A 12,659-nucleotide genomic window follows, 5' to 3' on the forward strand; every position below is an offset into this window, starting at 1 on the left:
CCATCTTTTTTACTTTAAACAAACCTCTTCTTCTTAATATGTATTTACAAAAACAATCTCAAAGACTATTTTTATTTTAAATAATAAAAACTCCCTTAATTCCTTAAGGGAGTCCCGCAATTGAATCCATATTATCTGTATTCGGGACAGCTTGCGCTATACCCGATGCATTTACACTTTGCCCCATATTTGTTCCTGTTAAAGTACCAGCAGGGGTACCTCGTGTATAGGTTGTCGTCACCGAATCTCCCGGTTGTAAACACAGCTTCGTCTCCGTCCCTATTACTGTAACAACATCAATCCAAGTGCAACCCGTTGAACCACTATACGATTTCGTAGCAGTAAATGAAGTATCACTCAAATTGTCACCTGTAAATATATTCCCAGTATTATTAACGATAATAAATTCTTTAATACGTGCAGGCATACTTACACTCTACCTTTCCTTTATGCACCTAATGTACGTGTACTCGTCGCTAATGGTGGAAGAAACACTGATGTTCTAATCACAGCTTCTGGCTGTCGTTTCCCATTTAAAAACACAGCCGCACTCGATCCTCCAGCACCAGCATATATTTTTGCCACAGCTAAAGGTGAGATATCATAACAGTCGCCGACATTAACAGCTCCTGTATTATTAATAATTTTTACTTTACGCATGTTAATTCCCATTTCCCCTCCCCCTTTTGTATACTGTATGCAAAAGAAAAAAACTTGAAACAGACTCGTTTCAAGTTTTTGCAGCTACTTATTTAGTTTCGCCTTCATATTGAAGCATACCGCCAACCATATTCACTGTTTTAAATCCTTGCTCATTTAAATAATGGCATACATTTTCACTACGCATTCCCGAACGGCAAATAAAGATATATTCATTCTCTTTCTCAAAAAAATCTACTTTATTTGGAATATCGCCCATTTTAATATGTACAGCTTCCGGAATTTTCCCTGCCGCTACTTCTTCATCTTCCCTTACATCTACTAAAAATAATGTTTCTCCATTTTCTAAACGCTCTTGCACTTCTTCTGTAGTAATTGTTTTTACTTCTGTCATATGTAGTTCCTCCTTATATACAATAAAACCTTCAGTTTCTTCTTTAAACAATCATTTCTCATCAATTTTAGCATGCGAAGGAAGGAACGCAAAGAATGGAACATTTATTTCTCAAATTCCCCGCAAAACTTATTCTTTACAAACATAACTGGCCCATTGTATCCTCAATATACTTGTTTGATGAAAGGAGCCAGTTAAAATGACACTTTTTCTTTTCATTATGGGCATCATTTTCTTAGTTTTTGCAGTTATTGCTCTTAGTATGAAAAATAATAAAAAGATAAAATCCCCTCAAGAAATGTCATTCTTATTTCTATTACTTAGTATAGCTTTCTTCGGTTTATCAGTCGCTTCATATATTTTCCGTCTGCAGATCATGTAAAAAAAGGTGCCTACTATAAATCATGCACCTTTCCACATTAATTATTTCCTACACAAAACTAGATACTTTCCGATTTAAAAACTCGTAAACTTTCTTTTCAAACAAATGAACATCTAATGCCCCAGCCATATGCCCATTTATACTTTCTATCTCATACAATTCTGCATATTTCCCCTGTTTTTGCAAAATGTCTACCATTTTATAATTATAACGAGGTGGCTGAAGTAAATCTTGTTTGCATGGAATCATGAGTACATTCGCTTCTATATTAGAAAGAGCCTCTTCTAAAGAAGAAAATCCATGCGCAATATCATGTAATAAGACTGCTTTCGCAGTGTACATCCACGAATTTGCATCTACTAAATCTATACTTTTGCATGTCACTTTATTAATCTCTTTCTCAAATGATGTTAATGCAGAAAATTCCTGATAAGGTGCCATTTCTATACTGTTCCGCGGGAATGCCATTTCATAAAAATGTTCATCAAACGCATTCATAAACATCATTCGATTTGCTAAATGAAGACCCTTCGTTGGCTGCTCTTCTCCATACTTTCCACCTTTCCAGTTTGGATCAAGCTGAATTGCTTCAATCGCATTTTGCGCTACATTTCCCGACGTTATAATTGGATTTTGTGGATTCGTAATAACTCCAATCACTCGCTCTACCATATGAGGATAGTGAACAGCCCATTGCTGCGCAATCATCCCACCTGCCGACGGTCCCATTACAGCATGTAGCCTAGCAATCCCCATATCTTTTATTAACTCATATTGCATACGTGCTACATCTAAAAATGTGAAAACTGGAAAATCCATCGCATACTCAAAACCAGTCATCGGATTTATCGATTTTGGTCCCGTTGTAATTACGTAGGGATTCTTCACCTGTACATTACAAAGGTTATCAGTGCATATAACGAAATATTTATTTGTATCAATTGCTTTTCCAGGTCCAATTAATCCATCCCACCAACCAGCTTCCTCATCATGCTCTGTATATTTTCCTGCCGCATGACTTGTTGCACTAAAATAGTGACAAACCAAAATCGCATTTGATCTTTCTCTATTTAAAGTGCCATACGTCTCATACCCCATTTGAACAGGAATTTCCCTACCATTTTCAAACACAAATTCTTTTAAAACAAACTTCTCCTTTTTTACAATTTGCACAGACTCGCCTTCTTCCCTTCATATTATAAACTCCTTACTAAAGGATTTTTTCTACGGAAAGCATTCTCCTTCTTCTTTTCATAAATAAATGAATAATATACAAAAATAGCCACAAAATAGCACTATATTACAAGATCAAAGAGGGCATACATATGATTTGGAATTGGTTACGTAAGAAAAAAAATTCAAGTACAAAAGAGACAAATGATTCGAAACAACAGTCTGATGATCAAAAGGAACATAACAAAGATAAGAATGACGAGCCAAAAAGTACGGAACAAACTGATGATTCTTCTCAAGACAAACAGCAAAACTCTAAACAAGAGGATAATTCTCAAAACAAACAACAAAGTTCTAAGCAAGATGATTCTTCTCAAAACAAACAACAAGGTTCTAAACAAGAGGACTCTTCTCAAGACAAACAGCAAAGTTCTAAGCAAGATGATTTTTCTCAAAACAAACAGCAAAGTTCTAAACAAGAGGACTCTTCTCAAAACAAACAGCAAAATTCTAAGCAAGAGGATAATTATCAAAACAAACAGCAAAATTCTAAACAAGATGATTCTTCTCAAAACAAACAGCAAAATTCTAAACAAGATGATTCTTCTCAAAACAAACAGCAAAATTCTAAGCAAGATGATAATTCTCAAAACAAACAGCAAAATTCTAAACAAGATGATTCTTCTCAAAACAAACAGCAAAATTCTAAACAAGATGATTCTTCTCAAAACAAACAGCAAAGTTCTAAACAAGAGGATAATTCTCAAAACAAACAGCAAAATTCTAAACAAGATGATTCTTCTCAAAACAAGCAGCAAAACTCTAAGCAAGATGATTCTTCTCAAGACAAACAGCAAAATTCTAAACAAGAGGATAATTCTCAAAGCAAACAGCAAAATTCTAAGCAAGATGATAATTCTCAACAAGACAAACAGCAAAACTCTAAGCAAGATGATTCTTCTCAAGACAAACAGCAAAATTCTAAACAAGATGATTCTTCTCAAGACAAACAGCAAAATTCTAAGCAAGATGATAATTCTCAACAAGACAAACAGCAAAACTCTAAGCAAGATGATTCTTCTCAAGACAAACAGCAAAATTCTAAGCAAGATGATACTTCTCAAAACAAACAGCAAAATTCTAAGCAAGATGATACTTCTCAAAACAAACAGCAAAGCTCAGGAAGTAACAGCATTTATGACTTTAGCAAACCAGAAAGTGAACATATTCATTCTCTACAAGATTTAATAGAGAAGATGAAACAGTCTAGTGACTTTGTTAATTACCATACATCTGACGATGACACGATGCCTTATTGGATTTCTTACTATCGCCCTTCACTTGATGGTGAGAAATTGCAAAAGTATTTAATGCCTACTCTAATGGAACGTCCTTGCGCTCCATTAGAAGAATTAAAAGAACATATTCCGATGAGTGGTATTACAATTACGAATGACTTACAAAAAATTGAGGACATGGTTTTAAAAGGCCATGCAATTATTCAATTAAATCAGCAAGATCAAAAGTGTATGCTTGCAAATATTGCAATTGATAATTATCGTGCACCAACTCCTCCATTAAATGAATCAACCGTTATCGGACCTCAAGAAGGCTTCGTAGAAGATATTGATACGAATATTAATTTAGTACGAAAACGTCTTCCTGTTTTAGATTTACACACAAAAGAGATGATTATTGGAGAGTTTTCCAAAACAAAGGTTGTCATGATGTATTTAGACAACCTTGCCGAAAAAGATAATGTAGACTTTCTAGAAGAATCACTTCGAGCTCTTGAATATGATCAAATTAACGATAGTGCTTATATACAGGAATTAATGGGTGAAAAGTCCATTTTCCCGCTCTATATAAATACAGAGCGTACTGACAGAGTTACAAAGGCACTCATTGATGGAAAAATCGCTATTTTTGTTGATGGTTCTCCAAGTGTCCTATTAACGCCTGTATCATATTTCGATTTTTTCATTTCACCAGAAGACTATAACGTTTCTTGGCTGTACGCTACATTCTCAAGAATTTTAAGATTGATCGCTGTTCTATTCTCAATTTGTGCAACTCCATTATACGTTGCAGTTTTGAATTATCATTATGAATTGGTTCCGAGTGACTTACTTGAAACATTGATTTTATCAAGGGCTCAAGTACCATTTCCCCCTTTAATAGAAGCACTTTTCTTGGAACTTGCGATTGATTTATTAAGAGAAGCTGGCGCGCGATTACCTATGAAGGTCGGACAAACGCTCGGTATTGTAGGCGGTATCGTAATCGGGCAAGCGTCCGTTCAAGCTGGTTTAACGAGTAATATTTTATTAATTATCGTTGCCTTATCAGCGTTAGCTTCCTTTATTACGCCCATTTATAAAATGGGTAACGCCGTTCGTTTACTACGTTTCCCATTTCTCGCATTTGCAGAAATAGGTGGGCTCTTCGGTATATCTCTTGGATTTATCTTTTTATTTACCCACTTGTTTAGACTTACCTCTTTACGTAAGCCGTACGCTCTCTTTTATCCAACGAGACAACAATCCTTTAAAGATTCTTGGATTCGTTTTCCATTAACAATGATTGATACTCGAGATGTTCAAGCAAGACCGCAACACGTAAAGAAAGCAACTAATGGAATTTCTACAAAACATACGTCAGATTTTGATGATTAAGAAATGAGGTGCATCGATGAGTAAAATTAAAGCAGAACACCAAATATCACCCGTCTTCGTTTTCTTTTTAATTCACGGTGCACAATTTGGTGCTGGTGTTCTCGGATTCGCTCGAATCATTGCAAAGGCAGCTGGATACGACGGCTGGATGGGAGTTTTAATTACAGGAATCGGTATCCATATTCTTATATGGATGATGTATTTCTTATTAAAAGAAACAAACGGAAATTTAATTGATTTACATCGGCAAACATTTGGGAAATGGCTAGGAAACGGCATTAGTATCATCTTTATGGCTTATTTTTTTATTGTAAGTATTTCTGTAGTTAGAACATATGTCGAAATTATTCAAGTATGGATGTTTCCTAGTGCATCCACCTGGATGCTCACATTCTTTTTATGCTTAATAAGTTATTACATTATTTCATCAGGCTTCCGCGTCATTACAGGCATTTGTGTCATTTCTGTTGGCGGGACCTTAGGATATCTTTTTCTAAGTCTTTTTATTTTGAAATTCGCACATTGGGATAATTTACTTCCGATGTTTTCACATTCTTTTACCGATATTTTGAAAGCGGCCAAACTATCTATTTATAGTATGACAGGGTTTGAAATTTTTCTTATGGTTTATCCGTTTGTTAAAGAGCCAGAGAAGTCCCATAAATTCGCACAATATGGGGCATTATTCTCTAACTGCTTATATTTGTTTAGTACTATTCTCGCTTTTACTTTCTTTAGTGAAAAACAACTACTCAAAACAATTTGGTCTCAACTTTCAATGACACAAGTTATTAAGCTTCCTTTTATAGAGCGACTTGAGTATATTGCTATTTCCGCTTATGCTCTCGTTATTGTTACGAGCTTTATTCTACCTTTATGGGCTGCTACTAGAGGAACTCATGAAATCTTTCGTGTTAAGCAACGTAGCATTTTAATCGCCTTTATGCTTATCACCTTAGTTGTTTCACAACTTTTAACGAACAGGCATGATATTAATGATTTTATTAGCAATACATCTAAAGTTAGTTTTGGGCTTATATATGTATACATCCCAATTCTATTTATTATTGTGTGGGTGAAAAGAAAATGGAAAAAACCAAAAGAAAATTAATACTTCTTATTTGCATCAGTATCTTCAGTCTAACTGGTTGCTTACAAAAAAATATTATTGATGATGTTCAACTCATTCAAGGAACTGTCTTCGATACAGCAAAAGATAATAAAGTAAAAGTTACATTTGTTTGTCCTATACAAAAAAAGGGCAATAAAGTTCAAGTTTATGAGGGAACAGGAAACGCAGTAAAACAAGTAAAGGCAGATACATCTTTAGAATCTTCGCAACCGTTCGCAAGCGGTCAAATGCGTGTTGCCTTATTCACAACAAAGGTTGCTAAAAAAGGATTATCCACCTCCTTTGACACATTAATTCGTGATGTGAATATTGGTAATTCACTGTATGTGGGACTATTAGAAGGAAGTGGTACTGAACTATTTAAAGGAAAATACAGTACATCTTATAATGTTGCAATTTATATAAAAAAAATGTTAGAACATAATATGGAAACCGGCCCTTTACCAACTGACAATTTATATTTAGGTGCTTTTCGGTACTACCGTGAAGGACAAGATTCTTATATGCCTATCCTGAAAAAACATGGAGATAAAATAAAAATTACTGGTATCGGTCTCTTAAAAAAGGATAAGTTAGTTGGAACAATCAAGTACCAAGATATGTTTGTTTTCAAAGGACTACTAGAAAAGCACCGCTTAGACTCACATGAATTTAAAACCAATCCTGGCTATGCAATGATTAATAATATCCGTTCCGTCCCTACCTACGAAGTAAACATAAAAAACGGAAAACCTTCTTTCTATATTCATGTGAAAATGGAAGCTCGTATTCAGGAGCTCTCTAGAAAATTTAATTTAGAAAACAAAAAAAATACAACAAAAATAGCTAAGTCAGTCGAAAAGCAATTAGACGTGAAAGCTACAAAACTTATTAAACAATTTAAATCTCTAAATGTTGATCCTCTTGGACTGGGGGCAAAATATAGACAACATTATCGCTCATTCAAATTAGAAGAGTGGCGAAGAATGTATAAAGATGTTCCAATTCAAGTGAAATATACTGTCAACATTACAAATTCTGGTGTAATTGAATGATAATGATTGAACTCCTCTCTCCAGCATGATACAACGGAAAGAGGAGTTTTTATTTTTAAATAGAGAAAAGGGATATTTACGGGGGAGCTTATGTCTAAAAAATTAGTAAAACCTATTTTAAATGGTATTTTATTTCTCGGCGTCTTTTTATTTGCTCATACATACTTAAAAAATGTTTCTTTCACACGTTATTTACTTGTAGTTATACCAATGCTACTCATCGGAATGTTTGGCATCGATCTTATTTTATCCGTTTTAATTAAGAAAGAAGAATAACGAGCGAACATCTTATTTCTCATAAGATGTTCTTTTTATTTAATAACTACCTTATGTTACAATAAAATTCGGCATAACGTAAGAAAGGATGAAACAACATGACAAACGAAAAAGGTTTAGATAAAGGATACGAACTTGTTGCAAAAATGCATGAAGAATTCGGACATCCTGTGACAAGTACTCCAACAAAACTAACAGAAGAGCGTGCAAAAATTCGTGCTAGCTTTATGCAAGAAGAGCTAGAAGAATTTCTAGAAGCAACAACTGTTGAAGATCAATATGATGCACTTATTGACCTTATTTACTTTGCATTCGGAACGTTTGCAGAAATGGGCGTACGTCCAGATAAAGGATTCGAAATTGTAAACAATGCTAACATGGCAAAACTATTCCCTGATGGAAAGCCTCGATTCCGCGAGGGCGACGGCAAAATTATGAAACCAGAAGGATGGCAAGCACCTGAACCACAACTTCGTGCGGAAATCGAACGCCAACGTCAAGAGGCAGAAAAAAACTGCTAGGATCTCCTAGCAGTTTTTTATTATGTCTTTTTTCCTTTGGTCTATTAATGACCCACGTGTCCCGCGTGTCCTGCTGCTCCTGCAGTACCAGCTGCTGCTCCTGCTGCCGTTCCTGCTCCAATTCCACCTGCCCAAGGCTGTTGTTGCTGCTGATACTGTTGGTATTGTTGTTGACCTTGATGTTGTTGTTGACCTTGATGTTGGTGTTGACCTTGGTGATGATGTTGACCTTGGTGATGGTGTTGACCTTGGTGATGATGTTGACCTTGGTGATGGTGTTGACCTTGGTGATGATGTTGACCTTGGTGATGGTGTTGACCTTGGTGATGATGTTGGCCTTGGTGATGATGTTGGCCTTGATGAGTTTGATAAAGGACAGCCTGCGGGTGAATTTGATGATGACCTTGGTGATGTACTTGTTGCTGATGGTGGCCTTGGTGATCTTGATGACCGTGGTGCTGATGGTGACCGTGGTGCTGATGGTGGCCTTGGTGATGGTGTTGGCCTTGGTGTGTTTGGAAAAGAACAGCCTGCGGATGAATTTGATGATGACCATGATGATGTACTTGTTGTTGATGATGACCGTGGTGCTGATGATGGCCTTGGTGACCATGATGGCCGTGTTGTTGATGATGGCCATGATGCTGATGATGACCGTGTTGTTGATGATGGCCGTGATGCTCATGATGACCGTGAACACCTTGAGGGAATCCGCCGATTCCACCAGCTACAACACCAACGCCAGGTACAGGAAATCCTGTTTGTACACCGCCAACGAAAGATGGAAATGTAGTTGGCATACCTACAGGCACTCCTCCTTGTGTACCTCCTACTACTGCCGGAAATCCTGTTTGCACTCCAGCTACTGATGTTGGGAATCCTGTTTGTACACCCGCCACTGACGTCGGAAATCCTCCAGCTGCTCCTCCCATCCAACTTGGGATTCCGCCATATCCGTGTTGACCATCTCCTCCCATAAACATCATTTGTCCATAACTATCCGATCCACCTCCGAAGAAGCCATGTGGTGCATTATTGTCCATCCCTTTCATTCCTTTCACCTCTTCTGCTCAATTTAACCTACCTTTTTTATCATATTTCCTATAGAAGAATAGGTGTTTGTCTATATAGGAATTCCGCACCTTTTTCTTCGTTCTCCATTCATGATAGGATTAATTGACTGATTATTTTTCTTTCACTTGAAAGGGGGCATTTCCATTGGAGAACATAGCAAAAGCTTCCATCGACGATTTAGATTCAATCGTACATATAGATGTTGATGTAATCGGAGACGATAGTAGACGAGATTATATTAAACACGCTATTGATGAAGGAACCTGCATCATTGCAAAAGAGGACAATTCCATTTCTGGTTTTCTAACATACGATACAAATTTCTTTGGTTATACTTTCCTCTCATTAATCATTGTTTCGCCAACGAAAAGAAGACAAGGTCATGCAAGCTCATTAATCTCATATATATTAAGACATTCTCCTACTCAAAAAATATTTTCTTCAACGAACAAATCGAATACAAATATGCAAAAAGTTTTTAAAGCAAATGGATTTATGCGTAGTGGAATGATCGAAAACTTAGATGAAGGTGATCCTGAGCTTATTTTTCACGCAAAAAAGCTCAGAGCATAAACGCTCTGAGCTTTTATTAATAATTAATTAGTTTGCAACAACGTTAACAAGTTTTCCAGGAACAACAATTACTTTACGAACTGTTTTTCCTTCAATTTGTTCTTTGATTGCCTCAAGTGCAAGTTGTTCCATTTCTTCTTTTGATGCGTCTTTACTCATTGTTAGTTTTGTGCGAACTTTGCCCATAATTTGAACAACGATTTCAACTTCATCTTCTACAAGTTTAGACTCATCAAATGTTGGCCAGCTTGCATATGTGATTGTTTCACTGTATCCAAGTTTGCTCCATAGTTCTTCCCCGATGTGAGGTGCAACTGGTGCAATCATTTTTACGAAACCTTCTACATATTCTTTCGGAAGTGTTTCAGCTTTGTATGCATCGTTGATGAATACCATCATTTGAGAAATCGCTGTGTTGAAGCGAAGCTCTGCATAGTCTTCTGTTACTTTCTTCACTGTTTGGTGGTAAGCTTTTTCAAGATCTTTGTTTGGTGCATCAGTAATTTTCTCACTCAATTCACCGTTCTCTTGAATGAATAGGCGCCATACGCGGTCTAGGAAACGACGAGCTCCGTCAAGACCATTTTCAGACCAAGCGATTGAAGCATCTAATGGTCCCATGAACATTTCGTATAGACGAAGTGTATCTGCACCGTGGCTTGCTACGATATCATCAGGATTTACAACGTTACCTTTTGATTTACTCATTTTCTCGTTGTTTTCACCTAAGATCATACCTTGGTTGAATAATTGTTGGAACGGTTCTTTCGTTGGAACTACACCGATATCATATAATACTTTATGCCAGAAACGAGCATATAGTAAGTGAAGTACAGCGTGCTCTGCTCCACCGATATAAATATCAACTGGAAGCCATTGTTTTACTTTTTCAGGGTCTACAAGTGCTTCGCTGTTGTTTGGATCGATGTAGCGTAGGTAGTACCAGCAGCTACCAGCCCATTGTGGCATTGTATTTGTTTCACGACGACCTTTTTTACCAGTTTCAGGATCAACAACATTTACCCACTCTTCAATGTTTGCAAGTGGTGATTCACCTGTACCTGAAGGACGAATATTCTCTGTTTTCGGAAGAACTAATGGTAATTCTTCTTCTTTCACAGCTGTCATTGTACCATCTTCCCAATGGATTACTGGAATTGGCTCACCCCAGTAACGTTGGCGACTAAATAACCAGTCACGTAGACGGTACGTTACTTTTTGATTTCCTGCGCTTGTTACTTCAAGCCACTCAATCATTTTTACAATTGCTTCTTCTTTATTTAAACCATCAAGGAATGCTGAGTTTACGTGCGCACCATCACCTGTATATGCTTCTTTCGAAATGTCTCCGCCTTTTACAACTTCCTTCATTGGAAGATTGAACGTTGATGCGAATTCATAGTCACGCTCATCGTGAGCTGGAACTGCCATTACAGCACCTGTTCCGTAAGTTGCAAGAACATAATCAGCGATCCAGATTGGTAATTTCTCACCGTTTACTGGGTTAACTGCGTAAGCACCAGTAAATACACCAGTTTTTTCTTTCGCAAGTTCTGTACGCTCTAAATCGCTCTTCATTTTAACAGAGTTAATGTAAGCTTCTACAGCTTCTTTTTGTTCTGGTATTGTAATGTTAGCAACAAGTGCATGCTCTGGAGCCAGTACACAGTAGCTTGCTCCAAATAGTGTATCAGGACGCGTTGTGAAAACTGTGAACTTCTCATCTGTACCGTCGATGTTGAAGTGTACTTCTGCACCTTCAGAACGACCGATCCAGTTACGTTGCATGTCTTTTAAGCTTTCTGGCCAATTAAGCTCATCTAGATCTTCTAATAGACGATCTCCGTAAGCTGTAATTTTTAACATCCACTGTCTCATCGGACGACGCTCAACTGGATGTCCACCGCGCTCACTCTTACCGTCAATGATTTCTTCGTTTGCAAGTACTGTACCAAGTGCTGGGCACCAGTTTACAGGTACTTCATCAACGTAAGCTAAACCTTTTTCAAATAGTTTTAGGAAGATCCATTGTGTCCACTTGTAGTAGGTTGGATCTGTTGTATTTACTTCACGATCCCAATCGTAAGAGAAGCCTAATGCTTTAATTTGATTACGGAACGTATTAATATTAAGCTCTGTAAATTCAGCCGGGCTGTTCCCAGTATCAAGTGCATATTGCTCTGCTGGAAGACCGAATGCATCCCATCCCATTGGATGAAGAACGTTATATCCTTGCATACGCTTCATACGAGATAAAATATCTGTCGCTGTATAACCTTCTGGATGACCTACGTGTAAGCCTGCACCTGATGGATATGGGAACATATCTAGTGCATAAAATTTTGGTTTTTCTGTTTCATCTGGCGTACGGAATGTTTTATTCTCTTCCCAATGCCCTTGCCACTTCTTCTCAATTTCTTGATGATTAAAGCTCATGAGATACCCTCCTTGAAATTCTATTTATTTTCACCGCCCAAAATACAAAAAACCTCTCATCCCTAGAAAGGGACGAGAGGTTATAGATTCCCGCGGTACCACCCTAAATTAATGTAATAAATACATTCGCTTAGATCCGTAACGTGGATTAACGGCAATTGCTACTAATGATTTCACAACTGCAACTCAAAGGCGAGTTCATAACGAAACGTGGATTGACTTGCACCGACCGTCAACTCTCTAAACCAGCTTCTATTACTACTACTCCTTCTCACTGTTATTACAAATATGAGTTAATGTGAACTACCCACCACTTAGTATCTCTTAAG

13 protein-coding genes and 1 other annotated feature are annotated in these 12,659 nt (G+C 37.1%); of the genes, 7 read left to right on the top strand and 6 right to left on the bottom strand.

All coding sequences use genetic code 11. From position 1 onward, the window contains the following. Positions 1-103: 103 nt before the first annotated feature. The 3 genes from JFT95_RS21305 to JFT95_RS21315 all read right to left on the bottom strand — a co-directional run bounded on the left by JFT95_RS21305 (position 104) and on the right by JFT95_RS21315 (position 1,054). Positions 104-427, bottom strand: coding sequence for a hypothetical protein (locus JFT95_RS21305; RefSeq protein WP_002143452.1), 324 nt, complete (start codon positions 425-427; stop codon positions 104-106). 20 nt (positions 428-447) lie between these two features. Then, complete coding sequence (locus JFT95_RS21310; RefSeq protein WP_000512595.1) at positions 448-672, bottom strand: spore germination protein; 225 nt, start codon at positions 670-672, stop codon at positions 448-450. A gap of 76 nt (positions 673-748) precedes the next feature. Further along, the gene (locus tag JFT95_RS21315) at positions 749-1,054 is read right to left on the bottom strand and encodes a rhodanese-like domain-containing protein (protein ID WP_000141214.1); all 306 of its coding nucleotides are present in this window, start codon (positions 1,052-1,054) and stop codon (positions 749-751) included. A 199-nt stretch (positions 1,055-1,253) separates the two neighbouring features. Here JFT95_RS21315 and JFT95_RS21320 point away from each other — a divergent pair, with 199 nt between their 5' ends. Beyond that, on the top strand, positions 1,254-1,436 hold the full coding sequence (locus JFT95_RS21320; protein WP_002015640.1) for a hypothetical protein: 183 nt from the start codon (positions 1,254-1,256) through the stop codon (positions 1,434-1,436). 48 nt (positions 1,437-1,484) lie between these two features. On the opposite strand, the gene JFT95_RS21325 is transcribed toward JFT95_RS21320, so the two are convergent. Continuing rightward, positions 1,485-2,609 (bottom strand): homoserine O-acetyltransferase family protein, encoded by a 1,125-nt coding sequence (locus JFT95_RS21325; protein ID WP_201053199.1) that lies wholly within the window; start codon positions 2,607-2,609, stop codon positions 1,485-1,487. A gap of 152 nt (positions 2,610-2,761) precedes the next feature. Here JFT95_RS21325 and JFT95_RS21330 point away from each other — a divergent pair, with 152 nt between their 5' ends. The 5 genes from JFT95_RS21330 to JFT95_RS21350 all read left to right on the top strand — a co-directional run bounded on the left by JFT95_RS21330 (position 2,762) and on the right by JFT95_RS21350 (position 8,247). Next, on the top strand, positions 2,762-5,284 hold the full coding sequence (locus JFT95_RS21330; protein ID WP_242487616.1) for a spore germination protein: 2,523 nt from the start codon (positions 2,762-2,764) through the stop codon (positions 5,282-5,284). A 16-nt stretch (positions 5,285-5,300) separates the two neighbouring features. Further along, positions 5,301-6,395, top strand: a complete 1,095-nt coding sequence (locus tag JFT95_RS21335) for a spore germination protein (protein ID WP_113709360.1) — start codon at positions 5,301-5,303, stop codon at positions 6,393-6,395. Continuing rightward, positions 6,371-7,450 (top strand): Ger(x)C family spore germination protein, encoded by a 1,080-nt coding sequence (locus JFT95_RS21340; protein WP_016095960.1) that lies wholly within the window; start codon positions 6,371-6,373, stop codon positions 7,448-7,450. The genes JFT95_RS21335 and JFT95_RS21340 overlap by 25 nt, the downstream gene beginning before the upstream one ends. A gap of 90 nt (positions 7,451-7,540) precedes the next feature. Next, positions 7,541-7,726 carry a hypothetical protein gene (locus tag JFT95_RS21345; protein WP_002129504.1) on the top strand — a complete coding sequence of 62 codons (186 nt, stop codon included), beginning with the start codon at positions 7,541-7,543 and terminating at the stop codon, positions 7,724-7,726. A gap of 98 nt (positions 7,727-7,824) precedes the next feature. After that, the gene (locus JFT95_RS21350; protein WP_002034433.1) at positions 7,825-8,247 is read left to right on the top strand and encodes a pyrophosphohydrolase domain-containing protein; all 423 of its coding nucleotides are present in this window, start codon (positions 7,825-7,827) and stop codon (positions 8,245-8,247) included. A 44-nt stretch (positions 8,248-8,291) separates the two neighbouring features. On the opposite strand, the gene JFT95_RS21355 is transcribed toward JFT95_RS21350, so the two are convergent. Next, complete coding sequence (locus tag JFT95_RS21355) at positions 8,292-9,299, bottom strand: VrrB protein (RefSeq protein ID WP_201053200.1); 1,008 nt, start codon at positions 9,297-9,299, stop codon at positions 8,292-8,294. A gap of 166 nt (positions 9,300-9,465) precedes the next feature. Between JFT95_RS21355 and JFT95_RS21360 the strand changes: the two genes are divergently transcribed. Then, a complete protein-coding gene (locus JFT95_RS21360; protein WP_201053202.1) occupies positions 9,466-9,894 on the top strand; it encodes a GNAT family N-acetyltransferase in 429 nt (142 codons plus the stop codon). 27 nt (positions 9,895-9,921) lie between these two features. Here the strand turns inward: JFT95_RS21360 and leuS are convergent, their stop codons facing one another. Continuing rightward, positions 9,922-12,330: a leucine--tRNA ligase gene (gene leuS, locus JFT95_RS21365; protein ID WP_016102930.1), complete on the bottom strand. Its 2,409-nt coding sequence runs from the start codon at positions 12,328-12,330 to the stop codon at positions 9,922-9,924. Between the two features lie 65 nt (positions 12,331-12,395). Then, positions 12,396-12,614: a binding site (T-box leader), on the bottom strand. Between the last annotated feature and the right edge of the window lie 45 nt (positions 12,615-12,659).

Source organism: Bacillus sp. TH17 (genome assembly GCF_016651125.1).
GTDB classification, from domain to species: Bacteria; Bacillota; Bacilli; order Bacillales; family Bacillaceae_G; genus Bacillus_A; species Bacillus_A mycoides.

Excerpts from the sequence above, each read along its gene's own strand:
- JFT95_RS21305 (WP_002143452.1), bottom strand. The coding sequence starts at position 427 with ATGCCTGCACGTATTAAAGAATTTATTATCGTTAATAATACTGGGAAT.
- JFT95_RS21310 (WP_000512595.1), bottom strand. The coding sequence starts at position 672 with ATGGGAATTAACATGCGTAAAGTAAAAATTATTAATAATACAGGAGCT.
- JFT95_RS21315 (WP_000141214.1), bottom strand. The coding sequence starts at position 1,054 with ATGACAGAAGTAAAAACAATTACTACAGAAGAAGTGCAAGAGCGTTTA.
- JFT95_RS21320 (WP_002015640.1), top strand. The coding sequence starts at position 1,254 with ATGACACTTTTTCTTTTCATTATGGGCATCATTTTCTTAGTTTTTGCA.
- JFT95_RS21330 (WP_242487616.1), top strand. The coding sequence starts at position 2,762 with ATGATTTGGAATTGGTTACGTAAGAAAAAAAATTCAAGTACAAAAGAG.
- JFT95_RS21335 (WP_113709360.1), top strand. The coding sequence starts at position 5,301 with ATGAGTAAAATTAAAGCAGAACACCAAATATCACCCGTCTTCGTTTTC.
- JFT95_RS21340 (WP_016095960.1), top strand. The coding sequence starts at position 6,371 with ATGGAAAAAACCAAAAGAAAATTAATACTTCTTATTTGCATCAGTATC.
- JFT95_RS21345 (WP_002129504.1), top strand. The coding sequence starts at position 7,541 with ATGTCTAAAAAATTAGTAAAACCTATTTTAAATGGTATTTTATTTCTC.
- JFT95_RS21350 (WP_002034433.1), top strand. The coding sequence starts at position 7,825 with ATGACAAACGAAAAAGGTTTAGATAAAGGATACGAACTTGTTGCAAAA.
- JFT95_RS21355 (WP_201053200.1), bottom strand. The coding sequence starts at position 9,299 with ATGAAAGGGATGGACAATAATGCACCACATGGCTTCTTCGGAGGTGGA.
- leuS (WP_016102930.1), bottom strand. The coding sequence starts at position 12,330 with ATGAGCTTTAATCATCAAGAAATTGAGAAGAAGTGGCAAGGGCATTGG.